The organism is Sphingobium sp. TomTYG72 (assembly GCF_055394715.1).
Map to the genome: position 1 here is coordinate 239,284 of NZ_AP027337.1, position 15,688 is coordinate 254,971.

Consider the following 15,688-nt stretch of genomic DNA (forward strand, 5'->3'; position numbering starts at 1 on the left):
TCTTCCTCACATCGTCAGGATGTCATTCCCTCAGGCGTGATGGCTCCCATGACTTCAATCGCAAGATCGCGGTGACCACAGTGCGAGACGTCACCCAGCGACAGGATACCGACCATGTTCGATTGATCATCTACGACCGGCAGACGGCGCACCTGTCGGCTTTCCATCACCCTGATCGCATCCTCGATGCTGTCGTCGGCATGACAGAAGACGACCGGTTTCGACATGATGTCTGCGGCTGTCATCGCTTTCGCCTGTCCGTTCCCGGCAAAGCCGCGCAAGGCGATGTCCCGATCCGTCACGATCCCCAACGGCGTGTCGCCATCGCTCACCGGGATCGCGCCTATATCCTTTTCCCTCATGATCCGGGCCAGTTCGGCGAGGCCGGTGTCCGGCGCCACCCGATCGACTCCGGGATGCATGACTTCCGACACATAGGTCATCGATTTCCTCCAATCCATGTCGTGATCAAATGGACTCAGACACAATGATCGCGAAATCGGCGGCAATAGGTATTGGGGAATATACGAAGTGTCAGGCGGGCCGGGCATGATAGCGGACGGCTGCCTTGAGGACCGCTATGGGGTCGGGGCGCTGTCGACGCTTGAGCGTGGCAAGCCCTTGAGAAGATAAAGCGCAACAAGCTGGGCCACCGATTGCACTTCCAGCTTGCGCATCAACCTCGCGCGATGGACCTCGACGGTTCTGTGGCTGATGCCCAGCAACTCGCCGGTCTGCCGATTGGTAAGGCCATTGGCGACCGCCACGAGCACTTCACGCTCGCGCGGCGTCAAAAGGTCCAGGGCGACAGCGGAAGAGCGTCGCTGTGGCTGCTTCTTGCCTATGCCCATCATGGTCACACCTGCGGATCCACGTCCCGCGTCCTCGCATCGATAACCGCATTGACGAGCGCGGATTCCTTGCAAGGCTTGTCGAGCACCGCATCAAAGCCGTGCGCGATCGCCTTCTGCATCAATTCGGTCGAACCGAAGGCGGTCACCATTATGGCCCGCCCCTTCCATCCCGCCGAGCGGAGCGCAGCCAGCACCTGAAGGCCGTCATGCCCCGCCATCAGGTAATCGGTCACCAGACAAGCCGGATTATTCGCCTTCACCTCGGCGATCAGCAATTCCGATATCGCGAAGGAGCGGACGTTAAACCCTCGTCCCTGCAACAGGAGTTGCATCGACCTCCTAGATCCCGCGTCGTCGTCCAGTATGACTATGGGGATTGGTAGGTCGGCCATTGTCTTCGCGCCTTGCGCCGCAGGATTCAACAACATGCGCGAGTGGTGGCACGGCGGCGTCGCTACGTCTTTAAGTATTGATCCCAGTCAGGTCCTTCTGTCCCATCCTCGCGGCAAAGGCGATCCGCAGCGCATCTGACAGGCTGTGGACATGCAGTTTTGTCATGAGGTTAGCCCGATGCACCTCCACCGTCCGCGAAGATATGCCAAGATCATAGGCGATCGTCTTGTTGGGAAGGCCCTGAGCAAGTCCTTCCAGTACTTCGCGCTCGCGTGCCGTCAGGGCGCCAATGATTACGTCGGCACTGGCGGCCTGTGCCGCTGCACCCTGGGCAGAGCGGACGCGGCCGAAAGCGCGCTCGATCGCGTCGATCAATATGGTCTTTTCAAACGGCTTTTCCAGAAAATCGACCGCACCCGCCTTCATCGCCTGCACGGCCACCGATACCTCGCCATGACCGGTCATGATGATGACAGGCATCGTGATCCCGCGCTCCGCCATGGTCCGCTGTACCTCCAGACCGTCAATTCGGGGCATGCGGACATCCAGCAGGACACAGCCCGCCTCCACCGATCGCAAATCCTTCAAAAATTCGGCCCCGGAACGCCACACCTCGACCGCATAGCCTGAGGTCTTGAGCATGTAGCCGACCGATCGCCGGATGGAATCCTCGTCATCAACGATGTGAATGAGCTTCCTGTCGGTCATATGCCTCCTCCGCCTGCGCTCGAATGAGGGTGAAATGGAAATCGGTGCCTTGCCCCTTGTGCGTATCCATCCATATCTTGCCGCCGTTCACTTCCACGATCGTGCGGCATATGGACAGACCCAGGCCCATCCCTTCGGGTTTGGTGCTGACAAATGCGGTGAACAGCTGCTTGGCGACACCTGGCGCCATGCCGCAACCGGTGTCCGATACGGTGATTTGGATGTTACCGTCCTTTTCGGCACGGCTTGAAATGGTGAGCCTTTTAATCGGGCTATCGGCCATCGCTTCGCACGCGTTCCGAATAAGATTGATAAGGACCTGCTGGATCTGAACCTTATCGACCAGCACGGGTGACGCACCGGGATCGAGATCGAAATGCACCTCAATCCCCATCTCCCGCGATCCCGCGAGTCCCAGCACGGAGGCTTCATCCACAAGGTCGGGCAAGCTTTCGATGGTTTTTTCCACTTCGCCTCGCGAAACAAATTCCCGAAGCCGACGCACAATCTGCCCCGCCCTCAGAGCTTCGCTGGCGGCCTCCCCCAGCGCTTCCCGCATCATGGGCCATTCGCTTTTGTCGGGGCTGGTCATCTGATCGCGAACCGCCTCGACATAATTTGTGACCGCCGCGATCGGTTGATTAAGCTCATGCGCCAGCGTTGAGGCCATGGTGCCCATCGCACTGACCCGCGTCACGTGGATGAGTTCGGCCTGCAAGGTCGCCATCTGCTGCTCAATCATACGTCGTTCGGTAAGATCGCGAACGAAGCCGGTGAATATCCGCTCATTTCCCCGCACCGCTTCCCCGATGTACAGTTCCATCGGAAAGAGCGATCCATCGGCCCGCTGGCCAAAGGCCACCCGCCCCTTGCCAATGATCCGCTTTTCACCGGTTTCCAGATAACGGTGGATATAGCTGTCATGACGCTCACGATCCGGCGACGGCATGAGCATTCGCACATTCCTGCCCAACACCTCAGATTCCGTGAAACCGAAAAGCGCCTCTGCCGCAACGCTGAACGAGAGCATCTTGCCGCTTTCATCAATGACCACCATGGCATCGGGGACGGTAGACAAGATGGCGGTTAATTGGCTTTCGTGGGCACGCAACCGGTCTTCGGCGGAACGCTTTTCGGTGATATCGGAAATGATCTTCGCAAAGCCCCGCAGTTCCCCGCCTTCGTCGTAAAGAGCCGTCCAGCTGACGGCCGCAAGGAATTCCGACCCATCCTTGCGGAGCCGCCAATCCTCTTCCTCGAACCTTCCCTCCTTGCGCGCGCGCTCGATGTCGGCTTGCGGCTTGCCGACGGCAACGGCTTCGCTGGGATAGAATAGGGCGCTTGGCTGGCCCAGTATCTCTTCCTCGGTCCATCCCTTGAGCCGCTCGGCCCCCCGGTTCCAGATCGTGACCCGCCCCATCGGATCGAGCATGTAGATGGCCAGGCCTTGAGCACCGTCGATCAACAGGTTCAGCTCCATGGCCATCTGTTCGCTCGCCTTCGCCGCCAATTCAGCCCGCTCCAAACGCAGGTTGGCCTTAACAACGAAACGGATCATCAGGATGATGATGGCGGCTGTGGCGCCAAACATGACCCCTTCGAATATGTCGTGGCCTTGGACGGCGGGCCTGCCCAGGAAAAGGAAGTTCGCGGCAATGCCGAGCAATGTGGCAAGGACTGCTGGCCCTTCACCCACCCACAGCGCGATGGCCATGACGGCGACGATAAATGGCATATAGGCCGACCTGTCGCCCAGCCAGGGATCTAATGAAATCCGCTCCGCCGATGCGATTGCAACAGCGAGGACAGTCGCCGCATAGCCAGCCAAGGGCGCGGTTATCCGCTTGAGCACTGCCTCACCTGTCGAAGGAATTCACTTCGCTTACACGACGCTATCTCTTCCAGGCTCGCCAAGAAATACGAACTGATGAATGCTGATTTAAAATTATGAAAATCAACATGATTATTTTTCAGCTCTAAGTTATTGTCCCAATAGGATTCGTACTGACGGCCGTGTTTATCATCGACTCACTACCGTTCACGGCAGATGAGCATTGCTCGACTTAGGCAAGTTTCCAAAAAGGAGGCCCGGTCGCGCGTCGCTCCACCGATGATGCTCCTCAAATCCCGTTCGGCGATTTGCCTGCGGCATTTACGAATGTCGGCCAGAGCAGCGCATCCCCTAGGATCACTCAGGCAAGCGCCAGCGGCGCATTTGAGTGAAAGACTGTACGAGCCATGACGATCCGCAACCTGTCGCCCCTTCTTCATGCCAAAAGCATAGTTCTGGTCGGAGCATCGGAGCGCAAGGGAGCTGTCGGCACCCTGGTGCTCGACAATCTGCTTGCCGACGGATTTGAGGGCAAAGTCCATGTCGTCAATCCGCATCCGGTCGCCCGACAAGGCGCGACATGGTTCGCGACCATCGACAACCTCCCGGAGGCGCCTGAACTAGCGATCGTCATGACACCGGCATCGACGGTAGCTCCAATCATCGATCAGCTGGGGAGGCTCGGCACGCGCTGCGCCGTGATCCTTTCAGCCGGGCTGACCGATGCTGGGGGCCTTCGCGGCGAGGTGCTGGACGCGGCGAAGCGGCATGACCTGCGGATCGTCGGCCCCAATTGTCTTGGCATCATGTCTCCCCATGCCAGGATCAACGCCACCTTCGCACGCACCCGGGCAAAGCCCGGCCATCTGGGCCTCATATCTCAAAGCGGCGCGCTGATTACCGCCGTGCTCGATTGGGCGCAGACCCGCAGCGTCGGGTTTTCCGCCATCATCTCGGCCGGAGACATGGCCGACGCTGACCTTGGCGACCTCATCGACCTGCTTGCGATCGACCCGCACACCCACGCCATTCTTCTCTACGTCGAGGGCGTAACCCAGGCAGCCGAATTCATGGTGGCGGCACGGGCGGCGGCGCTCACCAAACCCATCATCGCTATCAAGGCTGGAAAGAGCGAGCTGGCCGCCCGGGCAACGCTGTCCCACACCGGCGCCATGATCGGCGCCTATGATGTCTATGAGGCGGCCTTTGCCAGGGCGGGCATCCTGTTGGTCGACAGCCTCACGGAGCTTTTCGATGCCGCCGAAATCCTCTGCACCTGCAAGCCTATCGCTGACAACAGGCTGGCGATCCTCACCAATGGCGGGGGCGCCGGTATATTGGCGGTCGACGCCCTTGCACGAACCGGTGCTCAGCTCGCCGAGCTGACCCCGGAAACGCAGGCAATATTGGAGGAGGACATGCCCGCCGATTGGTCGCGCAGCAATCCCGTTGATGTGCTGGGCGATGCCGACGCGACCAGATACAGCGTTGCGTTACGAGCCATCTTGCGGGACGAGGCAAGCGACGCAGTGCTGGTGATGAACTGCCCCACGGCACGCAGCGAAGCAGGCGAGACGGCGCTGGCGATATGCCGGGAAGTCGCCGCGGCGGTACAAGAGCGCATATGCAAGCCCGTCCTTGCCTGCTGGCTCGGCGACGCAAACGCCAATGCAGTACGGTCCATCTTCACGGCGGCAGGCATCCCCGTATTTTCCACGCCAGATGACGCCGTGCGCGCCTTTGGCTATCTGGCGCAGGCGCGCCGCATTCGCAGAAGCCTGACCGATGCACCCGCGCAAACACGCGAGGTCAAGGCCGACCGCGCCGCTGCCCGCGCCATTATCGCCAGCGCACAGGCGGACAAATGCACGCTGCTGTCCGAGCTAAAGGTGAAGAAGCTGCTGGAAGCCTATGGTGTCCCCATCGCGCCAACCCGCTTTGCCGCGTCCGTGCAAGCAGTGGAGGAAGCCTGCTGCTGGCTGAGCGCGCCCTATGCCGTCAAGATCGTCTCTCGCGATCTGCCGCACAAATCGGATGTGGGCGGAGTGGCGCTCAACCTGCCCGATGCTCATGCGGCAGTTGCCGCCGCACAAGACATGGAACGACGAATCCAACGCGATTTCCCGGACGCGCGCATCCAGGGCTTTGCCGTGGAAGACATGATTCAGGCCGAGGGCGGCACCGAGATGATAGTCGGCATCGCGACCGATCCGACATTCGGCCCGATCATCATGACGGGCGCGGGCGGCACCGCCACGGAGATTCTGCACGACAAGGCTATCGACCTTCTTCCCCTCGACCATGCGGGCGCACGTGCCCTGATCGCGCGAACACGCATCTCGGCCATGCTTGCCGGATACCGCAACGTGCCGCCCGCCGATGTGGAGAGCATCGCCGATGTGCTGGACGCCGTGTCGGCGATGGCGGTCGATCTGCCCGACCTGATTGAACTCGACATCAATCCCCTGTTGGTAAGCGCGGCGGGCGTCATCGCGCTGGATGCCCGGGCGCGTATCACCGCCGAGCCAGCGTCTCAATCACGCCTCGTGCTGCGCGCGCCGCCGGAAGGCTGGGCTGCCGACCTTGTGACGGAGCATGGCGTCCGTTTTCATGTGCGACCGGTACGGCCGGACGACGAGGCGGCTGTCGCAAGCTTCTTCGATCATGTTTCAGCCGAAGACCTGCGCTTCCGCTTCATGTCCGGGGTTCCCAAGGTGCGGCATGAGCAGATCACCATGATGACGCGGGTGGACTATGTTCGGACGATCAGCTTCCTGGCTTTCGGTGAAGAGGGTGGAGAGGTCATGGCGATCGCCATGCTGGCGACGGACCCCGACCGCAGCCGGGCGGAAATTGCGCTTACCACGCGGACGGACAGTAAAGGCAAGGGGATAAGCTGGACATTGTTCGAACATGTGCTGAGCTATGCAAAGTCGGAAGGCATCGGCATGGTTGAATCGGTCGAGTGCGCCGATCATGACGCGGCGCTGCGGATGGAGCGTGAGCTGGGTTTCGTCACGATCGTCGATCCGGACGATCCAACCATTCGTATCGCCAGAAAAGGCATGGCAGCGGCCAATCCGACCTGAAGACCGCAGCATCGCTATCGAAATTAACTGCTCCGTGCAGATCGCTATTTCGCAACGCCACGGATCATCATGGCCCACATCCGTAGATTCACGAACGTCGCCTGCCCGAGCGATCGATTAGACTGACAGCCCCTTTCGGACGGAAGGAACCCGCGCATGAGCGGAATGGTCGCAATGCAAATCAAATCCCCCCGGGAACCCCTGGTTCGGATCGAGCGTCCTGTGCCCCATCCGGGTCCCGGCGAATTGCTGATCGAAGTGGCTGCCTGCGGGGTTTGCCGAACCGATCTGCATGTGCTCGATGGCGAAATCCCCGCACGTTATCCGATCATACCTGGCCACGAAATCGTGGGTCGCGTCGCAGCGATCGGGGTCGGCGTGGAGGGTTTTGCAGTAGGCCAGCGGGTGGGTGTTCCATGGCTGGGACATACATGCGGTCAATGTCCCTACTGCCAGGCAGGAAAGGAAAATCTCTGCGACGCACCGCTCTTCACCGGCGCCACGCGAGACGGCGGCTATGCCACCCATGTGATTGCCGACGCCCATTATTGCTTCGATCTGCCCGATCGTTTTTCCGACGTGGAAGCAGCGCCGCTCCTTTGCGCCGGCCTGATCGGCTGGAGAGCATTGCGGCTGGCCGGCCCTGCGCCGGTCATCGGTCTGTATGGATTTGGCGCTGCGGCGCATATCCTCGCACAGGTCGCCCGGCATCAGGGACGCACCGTCTATGCCTTCACCAAGGATGGCGATGAGGACGGACAGGCGTTCGCGCGTTCGCTGGGTTGCGAGTGGGCGGGCGGCTCTTCCGACGATCCGCCAGCGCCACTTGATGCAGCGCTGATCTTCGCACCCGCAGGAGAGTTGGTGCCGCGTGCCCTGCAAGCGGTCAGGAAAGGTGGCCGCGTCATCTGTGCCGGTATCCACATGAGCGACATTCCTTCATTCCCCTATGCCGACTTGTGGGAGGAAAGGCAGATACTCTCGGTCGCCAATCTGACGCGAGAAGACGGCACCTCCTTTTTCGAACTGGCAGGTGACATCCCCCTTCACACCGTCACGGAAACCTTCCGGCTCGAAGATGCAAATGACGCGCTGCAACGGTTGCGAACAGGCAAGATCAAAGGCGCCGCAGTGCTCGTGCCCTGATCCATGAGTTCGTGACTCTACTTATGGCGCCACTTCGCGTGCAGGACGACACTCCCACCCGGAGTCTTGTTACGGAGGACTGTTCATGCGCCGCTTTTTCATCGCCGGTGCCGGTTTCTTGAACCTGATGTTCATTGCCGGTGTATCGGCACAGACTGCACAGCCGCACGCCGGGCACCACCCGGCCGAAGCAGCGGAAAGCGCCCCGTCTGCGGTAGCGGAGCCCCAGCATGATTGCCCCATGATGAAGGATGAAGGCGGCCACAGGATGCACTCCGATGGCATGCACCCGCCATCGGGGGCCATGGGATCAGCTCAGCAGATGCCCGACGGCATGCAACATTGCAGCGAGATGCACAGCCCGGTGGCTTCCGAAAAGCCGCAACAGCCCAGACAATGACGGGGCGAACCGCCACGCACAAGAAAGCAGGAGAAGGACAATGACCGACTTTCGTTCGCTGATTCCCTTTGGACGCACCGGCATGTTTCGTAGTGGATTTGATCCGCTTGCCGATCTGCGCAAGGAAATGGATCGCCTGACCGATGACTTTGGCCGCGGCTGGCTCACCAGCGACACTGGTGACCGCAAGGGATTTCTACTGCCCAAGGTGGACGTCGCCGAGACGGACGGCGGCCTTGAGTTGACCGCCGAACTGCCTGGTTTTGACGAGAAGGATGTGTCGCTGGACGTCCATGACGGGATACTCACCATCAAGGCCGAGCATAAGGAGGATCGCGAAGAGAAGGACGAAAAGAAGCATTATCATCTGATCGAGCGCAGCCGGGGAAGCTTTTTGCGGCGCGTCGCCCTGCCCTTCGAGGCGGACGCCGACAAAGCCAGCGCGCATCTGGAAAAAGGGCTTCTGAAGGTCATCGTTCCGCGTCTCGCGACTGAGGCAAGCAAGCCACACCAGATCCCGATCGGATCGAAGTAGAACGCGACTGGCGAACCGATACGGGCACGCAATGATTTCAGCATGATGCTATAGAGGGGGCATGAAACGCATTGCGCTCTGGCTGTTGCCGCTGACGCTGCTGGCGGCGGCGGCAGTCTATTGGCTGCTCGCCGGGCGAGCGCACGACGTCGGGCTCGTCCCCGTTCGTGTCGGCGATGCGGTCGAACTGGTCTATGCCACCGGCTTTGTCGAGGCGGAACATCCTGTCACCATATCCGCGCGCCTCACCGCCCCTGTACGTCAGGTGCTGGTGGAGGAAGCGCAGCGCGTGGGGCGCGGCCAGCCGCTCGTCCTGCTGGATGACGAGGAACAGCGCCATGCGGTGCAACAGGCGACGGCACAGCGCCGCGTTGCCTTGCAGGAGGAGCGGCGCACGCTAGCGCTGTTCGCCAAAGGATGGGTCACGCGGGCCGCCCGTGATTCCGCCGTTGCCGCAGCCGACAGTGCAAAGGCGGCGGAGGAAGGCGCGCGTGCCCGCCTCAATCAGATGATGGTGCGGTCAGGCATCAATGGTATCGTCCTGCGCCGCGATGTGGAACCGGGCGATCTCGCAACCCCTGGCCGCGCGCTCATGACACTGGGCGATCCCGCCAGCGTCCGAATTACCACAACGGTCGATGAACGCGACGTGCCGAGGATACGCGCAGGCCAGGCGGCGCTGATGTCGAGCGATGCCTGGCCCGGTCGGGTGCTGCATGGCCAGGTCCGCGAAGTGACGCCCGGCGGCGATCCTGAACAGCGCGCCTTCCGCGTTTATATCGTTACCGACCAGCGTCTGGCGCTGCCGCTAGGGCTGACGCTGGAAGTCAACATCGTCACCCGGCGCGCGGATCGCACGTTGCTGGTGCCGACAAGCGCTATAGAGGACGGCAAAGTCTGGGTCATCCGCGACGGACGCGTTCATGCACGGGCGGTGCGGACTGGCATCGCAGGGTCCGGCGATGTTCAGATCCTTTCAGGTCTATCGCAAGGCGAAATGATCGTGAGAGCACCCGAGGGCAAACTGTCGGACAATATGCGAGTGCGGGTAACGCGATGAGCGGGCAATTGTGGCTGTTGGCAAGCATCGCCGCCCGGCATCTGGTAGGTCGGCGCCGACAGACTTTGGTGGCTGTGAGCGGCGTTGCGGTAGGCGTTGGCTTCTTTCTGGCCGTCTCCGCGATGATGATCGGCAGCCAGAATGATTTCATCAAGACGCTGATCGACGCCGCGCCGCACATCATCATTTCCGACGAGCTGCGAAGCCCGCCGCCGCAACCGGGTGTCAGATTATATGAAGGTGCGGCGATTGACCTACGCCACTATAAGGTCCGCAACGAAGTGCGCGGCCTGAAAGGCTGGCCGGAGATACTGCGGGCCGTCAATGCGCTGCCCGGCGCGGTCGGCTCACCCAGCCTGACGGGCGCGATCACCTTGCGCAGCGGCGGGCGGGAGGAAGCGTTGACGATCGTTGGCGTCGATCCGGCGGTCGAGGAGAAGGTCAGCGCTATCGAGGACAAACTGCGCACCGGACACCTTCGCGATCTGGAAAGCACGCAAGGCGGCATCATCATCGGCGAGGAAATGGCGCGGCGGCTCGGCCTTGCCACGGGCGATGTTGTGGGTGCGACCTCGGCATCGGGCAACAACCGTTCGCTCCGCATCGTCGGCCTGTTCAAGCGCGGTCAGACCCAGTTGTCCTCTTCGCTCGGCTATGTGCTTCTGCGGGAAGCGCAATCACTGCTGGGCCGACCCTTCATCATCAACCGCATCGGCGTGCATCTGGACGATCCCTATGGAGCGCGACCGATCAGCCAACGGCTTGAAGCCCGTTTTGCCTACAAAGCAGAAAGCTGGGAGGAGCGATCCGCAGACTTCCTCTCGCTGCTCGTGACCCGCAACGTCATCATGTACAGCGTCGTCTCCGCCATCCTGCTGGTCGCCAGCTTCGGCATCTATACCGTGGTGTCGAACAGCGTGTCGGACAAAAGGCGCGACATCGCCATCATGCGCTCGATCGGCTTTTCCGAACGGGACCTTCAACTGATTTTCGTGTTCGAAGGGTTGGCGCTGGCGCTGATCGGCATCCTTGCGGGATGGCTGCTTGGCTACGGATTGATGGCGATCCTGGGCTCCCTCAAATTTCCCATCGCGGGGGAGGACCAGCGCCTGCCCCTCGATCGCTCCGCCCGCCAATATGCCATCGCCGCTGCCGCATCGCTGTTTTCGGGGGTGATAGCGGCCTGGCTCCCGGCGCGAAAGGCGGCACGCCTCGATCCCGTCGACATATTGCGGGGCGCGGTATGAACCCGATCATGCAGGCGCAGGGCCTGACTCGCGAACTGGCGGGAACACCTCCGGTGACACTGGTCACCGATGTGTCGCTGGCGATCGAACAGGGCAGCTTCGTGGCCATTGTCGGACCATCAGGCTGCGGCAAATCCTCGTTGCTCTATCTGCTCGGGCTGCTGGATCGCCCGACCGCAGGATCGGTGCTATTCCAAGGACGCGACATGAACGCGCTCGACGGCGACGAACGGGCGCAGATCCGGCTGGCGCATTTCGGCTTCGTGTTCCAGTTTCACTTCCTGCTGCCCGAATTCACCGCACTCGAAAATGTGATGCTACCGATGCGCAGACTGGGCCGACTGTCGCCAGCGCAGGCGCGGGAAAAGGCGCAGGGCCTGATGGCCACCGTCGGCTTGGCTAAGAAGATGGACAAGACGCCCAACCGCCTGTCGGGCGGCGAAAGACAGCGCGTGGCGATCGCCCGAGCGATCGCGAACGATCCCGCGCTGGTGCTTTGTGACGAGCCAACCGGCAACCTCGACAGCCAGAACAGCGCCCACGTGGTCGAAATGTTTCGCGCCCTCGCCCATGATCAGGGCCGCGCGGTCGTGTGCGTGACCCACGATCCCGACGTCGCTGCCGCAGCCGATGTGCAGATATCGATGCTGGACGGCCGTATCAGCGGAACCGACATTCGATCGCGATGAACGAGAACTCAAACCCTCCATCCCGCTGAAATCCCTGCTTTTTGACGCACGTCAATTCGTCGCCGGGATTGAAGATTTAATGTCTTTGGAAAGGAGACATTAAATGGATCAGTTGTTTGGCCTTTACTTCCCGCATTTCGTCGCTGGCCTGATGATCGTGTTCATGCTCGTTCTGGGCGGCCTCAGCGTCCAGGATGCCATGCGCGGCGACCGGAATTGAGTGAAGAGCAGCCGCCCTTCCACGCCGTGGGCGGACGCGAAGGGGTCAGCAGGATCGTGGATCGATTCTATGACCTCATCGACTCCGTCCCCGCCTATCGCGACCTGCGGGCGATGCATGCCGATGACCTGACGCCTATGCGGCGGTCGTTGAGCGGTTTTCTGTGCGGATGGCTGGGTGGCGACAGCGACTGGTTCGCGGCCAACCCCGGTAAATGCATGATGTCGCTGCACGCCCGCTTTCCCATCACCGATGCCGTTGCCGTTCAATGGACGTCGGCGATGCGGAAGGCGATGGAGGATTGCGGCGTCGAAGAGCATCTGGCGGCGCGCATTGGCGGCGCCTTCGACGGGATGGCGTCGGCCATGGTTCGCGCCTGATTCTTACCGCCCCCGCGCAGGTCGCCGGGGGCAGTTCTTGCATCACCGGCTGGCATCCGAAACCGCAAGGATGTGGTCCGCACGGCCGGGGAAGATATAATCGAACTCCAGAACCACGCCGCCGCCCAGCGGGCCATCGACGATCAGGTCTGTCTCGCAAAAGGCCTGCACGCCATTGCGCCCATAGGTGTAGCGCGTGACGCCCCGATAGACTGGTGATGCATCAAGCCGGACGTCGATCTCCGCGTCGCCCGGTTGAGCGCGATTGACCAGAAACTTCAATCGCCCGGCAAAGCGCGCGTCATTGGCCTCCAGCGCCTGGAGCGCCAGATAGCGATCTTCCAGCTGCTCAAGTGATGCATGAAGGAACCCAACATGAAAATCATATTCGGGATCGGCTGCCTGTGCTGCCCGATAGGCTGAAACAGCGGGATGCTCGCTATCGGTGCCCCACCCCAACGCTTCGCGCGCCGCAGTCAGCAGCGCCGCTGTCGCCGCCGGTAGCGGGCTAAGATAGACGATGTTGTCCCCACCGTTGGGAGCAAGGACATTGGTGGTGAAGCGATAGAATATGCCGCCTTGCGGCAGTTCCATTTGCTGGGTCTTCATGAGCCCGGCGGTTTCCAGCAGTAACGCAGCAGCCGGACCATCTTCGGGCCGGGGATAGTGCAGGTTAACGTGGCTGATTGTCTGCGCCGCCTTTGCGCGCATGGTCGATTGGACGTTCATGCTGTTCCTCTCTGCCGCAGCCTCGAACACGCCCGGCCCCCCGATAGGAAGGCGAAGTCGCCTCACGCGCCTTGAGGCAGGTCAAATTTCAAACATGCGCGTAGAATTTTGATCTATTTGTAACGAAAATTGTCACTTACATAGCACATCGACCGCTAATGATCGGATAAATGTCGCTTCACGAAAGCGAAAATTCCTGAAATTTGATGATGGTCAATTCCCTCCCGTTCGACCCAGTCCATCATGGCCTCCCTACCCACGGAGGACGACATGGAAGTCGCGGCTCTCGCCTACAGCATCATTACCTCCCGCGATCCCCAGCAATGGGTGCGCTTCGCCGAGGGCATCGTGGGATTTTCCGTTGAGGCGCTTCCCGGCGGCCTGGCGCTGCGTATTGACGAGCGCGCGGGGCGGCTGTTCATTATCGAAGGCGATCGCGACGGCTATTGCGCCAGCGGCTGGGAAGTGCGCAACGAACAGCAATATGTCGCGGCCTTGGCGACCCTGGACGTACGCGGGATCGCCTATACCCATTCGACGTCGGCGGAGCGCGCGCTGCGTCATGTGACCGACATGGTCTGGTTCCGCGATCCTTCGGGCAATCGCCACGAAATCAGCTATGGCTATGTCAGCAGCTTCGCGCCCTTCTGTTCCCCGCAAGGCGTGCGCTTCGTCACGGGCGATTTGGGCTACGGCCATGCGGTGCTGCCTGCCCCCCACTTCGGCGAGACGCGCGACTTCCTGACCGACGTTCTCGGCCTCGGCCTGTCCGATTTTATGGTGCATCGTCCCGCAGGCGAAGGCGGCCCCGAGATGCGGATCGATTTCCTGCACTGCGCCAATGGCCGTCATCACAGCCTGGCGCTGTTCGAGGGCGAGGTACCATCGGGCTGCGTGCATCTGATGGTCGAAGTCGCGACGATCGATGAGGTCGGCCATGCCTATGACCGCATGCTGGCATCCGGAGCGCGGCTGATGGCGACGCTCGGCCGCCACACCAACGATCATATGATCAGCTTCTATGTGGAGACGCCCGGCGGCTTCGCGCTGGAATATGGCTGCGGCGGGCGGGTCATGGACTGGGACCATCACACTGTCTTCGAAAGCACATCGGCCAGCCTGTGGGGCCATGATTTCAGCGTCGGTTTCGGCGCCGACGAACAGGCGAAACTGGCCGACGCGGCCTGATCATAAGGAGAGGGAATATGACGCTTGCCAATGCGACCACAGCGCCCGCCATGGCCGATCTCGTCGATCGGGCGGCAGCGCTGGTGCCGGTTCTGCGCGAACGGGCCGATGCCTGCGAAGCGGGCAACAAGGTGCCGGACCAAACCATCCGCGACTTTCAGGAAGCGGGCTTTTTCAAGATCCTCCAGCCCCGTCGGCATGGCGGCTATGAGATGGACATCGATACCTTTTACGCGGTGCAGATGAAGCTGGCGGAAGGCTGCATGTCCTCCGCCTGGGTGCTGGGCGTCGTCGCCGTGCATAACTGGCAGCTCGCCCTGTTCGACGCGCAGGCGCAGGAGGATGTGTGGGGCAAAGATAACGCCACCCTCATCTCCTCCTCCTACATGCCGCGCGCGCAGGTGACGCCGGTCGAGGGCGGATACCGCATCAGCGGGCGCTGGGGATTTTCCAGCGGCGTCGATCATTGCGACTGGGCATTTCTGGGTGGCCTCGTCAACGATCCCGAGACGGGCGAGCCCGACTTCTGGACCTTCCTGGTCCCTCGGGGCGATTTCAAGGTGCTGCCGATCTGGGACACGATCGGGCTGGGCGGCACAGGCAGCCATGATGTGACGGTGGAGGACGCCTATGTCCCGGCTTACCGCACGCATCGGTCCAAGGATGGCTTTGCCTCCACCAACCCCGGCGCAAAGGTCAATCCCGCGCCGCTTTACAAGCTGCCGTTCGGGCAGGTGTTCGTGCGGGCCGTGTCTTCCTCGTCCATCGGGGCGCTTCAGGGCGCGCTGGATAGCTTCATCGAAAAGGGCGCCAAGCGCAGGAGCGCCAATAGCGGGGCGAGCGCGTCGGCCGACCCCGATGTGCAGATGGTGATCGCCGAAACCCGCGTCGCGATCGACGAGATGAAGACCATCCTGTTCCGCAACTTCGAGCATCTGACCGAAAAGGCGCGCGCAGGGGAGCAGGCGGACCTTGAAACCCGTCTCCACTACCGTTTCCAGTCCGCGCAGATTTCTGGCCGCTGCTGCGCGCTGATCGCCCGCATCTTCGCGGCGAGCGGCGCGGAAGCCATCTATCGCGGCAATCCGATCGCGCGCGCCTTCTGCGACATCCACGCCGGGCGAGCCCATGTCGCCAACAATCCGGGCGTGGTCGGCCGCAACTTCGGCGGCGTCATGCTCGGCGCGCCCAACGGCGACAGCTTCATTTAAGAGGAAGG

General features: G+C 61.5%; 16 protein-coding genes. 10 read left to right on the forward strand and 6 right to left on the reverse strand.

Annotation, left to right across the window (positions count from 1 at the left end; genetic code table 11):
- Window positions 1-14: 14 nt before the first annotated feature.
- From ACZ5U1_RS14490 to ACZ5U1_RS14510, 5 genes are all read right to left on the reverse strand, one after another.
- Window positions 15-443, reverse strand: coding sequence for a CBS domain-containing protein (locus tag ACZ5U1_RS14490; protein ID WP_464780603.1), 429 nt, complete (start codon window positions 441-443; stop codon window positions 15-17).
- A gap of 135 nt (window positions 444-578) precedes the next feature.
- Window positions 579-854, reverse strand: coding sequence for a response regulator transcription factor (locus tag ACZ5U1_RS14495; RefSeq protein ID WP_464780604.1), 276 nt, complete (start codon window positions 852-854; stop codon window positions 579-581).
- Window positions 855-856: 2 nt separating this feature from the next.
- Complete coding sequence (locus ACZ5U1_RS14500; RefSeq protein WP_464780605.1) at window positions 857-1,186, reverse strand: response regulator; 330 nt, start codon at window positions 1,184-1,186, stop codon at window positions 857-859.
- A 130-nt stretch (window positions 1,187-1,316) separates the two neighbouring features.
- Window positions 1,317-1,955, reverse strand: coding sequence for a response regulator transcription factor (locus ACZ5U1_RS14505; protein WP_464780606.1), 639 nt, complete (start codon window positions 1,953-1,955; stop codon window positions 1,317-1,319).
- Window positions 1,924-3,807 (reverse strand): PAS domain S-box protein, encoded by a 1,884-nt coding sequence (locus ACZ5U1_RS14510; RefSeq protein ID WP_464780607.1) that lies wholly within the window; start codon window positions 3,805-3,807, stop codon window positions 1,924-1,926. Before ACZ5U1_RS14510 ends, ACZ5U1_RS14505 begins: the two co-directional genes overlap by 32 nt.
- Window positions 3,808-4,193: 386 nt before the next feature.
- Here ACZ5U1_RS14510 and ACZ5U1_RS14515 point away from each other — a divergent pair, with 386 nt between their 5' ends.
- The 8 genes from ACZ5U1_RS14515 (at window position 4,194) to ACZ5U1_RS14550 (ending at window position 12,552) form a co-directional block, all read left to right on the forward strand.
- Complete coding sequence (locus tag ACZ5U1_RS14515; RefSeq protein WP_464780608.1) at window positions 4,194-6,875, forward strand: bifunctional acetate--CoA ligase family protein/GNAT family N-acetyltransferase; 2,682 nt, start codon at window positions 4,194-4,196, stop codon at window positions 6,873-6,875.
- Window positions 6,876-7,040: 165 nt separating this feature from the next.
- A complete protein-coding gene (locus ACZ5U1_RS14520) occupies window positions 7,041-8,021 on the forward strand; it encodes a zinc-dependent alcohol dehydrogenase family protein (protein WP_464780814.1) in 981 nt (326 codons plus the stop codon).
- A gap of 85 nt (window positions 8,022-8,106) precedes the next feature.
- A complete protein-coding gene (locus tag ACZ5U1_RS14525; protein WP_464780609.1) occupies window positions 8,107-8,421 on the forward strand; it encodes a hypothetical protein in 315 nt (104 codons plus the stop codon).
- 40 nt (window positions 8,422-8,461) lie between these two features.
- A complete protein-coding gene (locus ACZ5U1_RS14530) occupies window positions 8,462-8,956 on the forward strand; it encodes an Hsp20/alpha crystallin family protein (protein WP_464780610.1) in 495 nt (164 codons plus the stop codon).
- A 61-nt stretch (window positions 8,957-9,017) separates the two neighbouring features.
- Window positions 9,018-10,016, forward strand: coding sequence for an efflux RND transporter periplasmic adaptor subunit (locus ACZ5U1_RS14535; protein WP_464780611.1), 999 nt, complete (start codon window positions 9,018-9,020; stop codon window positions 10,014-10,016).
- Window positions 10,013-11,263: an ABC transporter permease gene (locus ACZ5U1_RS14540; protein WP_464780612.1), complete on the forward strand. Its 1,251-nt coding sequence runs from the start codon at window positions 10,013-10,015 to the stop codon at window positions 11,261-11,263. Before ACZ5U1_RS14535 ends, ACZ5U1_RS14540 begins: the two co-directional genes overlap by 4 nt.
- Window positions 11,260-11,952 (forward strand): ABC transporter ATP-binding protein, encoded by a 693-nt coding sequence (locus ACZ5U1_RS14545; RefSeq protein ID WP_464780613.1) that lies wholly within the window; start codon window positions 11,260-11,262, stop codon window positions 11,950-11,952. The genes ACZ5U1_RS14540 and ACZ5U1_RS14545 overlap by 4 nt, the downstream gene beginning before the upstream one ends.
- A 216-nt stretch (window positions 11,953-12,168) precedes the next feature.
- Window positions 12,169-12,552: a group II truncated hemoglobin gene (locus tag ACZ5U1_RS14550; protein ID WP_464780614.1), complete on the forward strand. Its 384-nt coding sequence runs from the start codon at window positions 12,169-12,171 to the stop codon at window positions 12,550-12,552.
- A 42-nt stretch (window positions 12,553-12,594) separates the two neighbouring features.
- On the opposite strand, the gene ACZ5U1_RS14555 is transcribed toward ACZ5U1_RS14550, so the two are convergent.
- On the reverse strand, window positions 12,595-13,281 hold the full coding sequence (locus ACZ5U1_RS14555; protein WP_464780615.1) for a hypothetical protein: 687 nt from the start codon (window positions 13,279-13,281) through the stop codon (window positions 12,595-12,597).
- A gap of 270 nt (window positions 13,282-13,551) precedes the next feature.
- Here ACZ5U1_RS14555 and ACZ5U1_RS14560 point away from each other — a divergent pair, with 270 nt between their 5' ends.
- Complete coding sequence (locus tag ACZ5U1_RS14560; RefSeq protein WP_464780616.1) at window positions 13,552-14,469, forward strand: VOC family protein; 918 nt, start codon at window positions 13,552-13,554, stop codon at window positions 14,467-14,469.
- A 17-nt stretch (window positions 14,470-14,486) separates the two neighbouring features.
- Window positions 14,487-15,680 (forward strand): flavin-dependent monooxygenase, encoded by a 1,194-nt coding sequence (locus ACZ5U1_RS14565; RefSeq protein ID WP_464780617.1) that lies wholly within the window; start codon window positions 14,487-14,489, stop codon window positions 15,678-15,680.
- Window positions 15,681-15,688 lie beyond the last annotated feature (8 nt).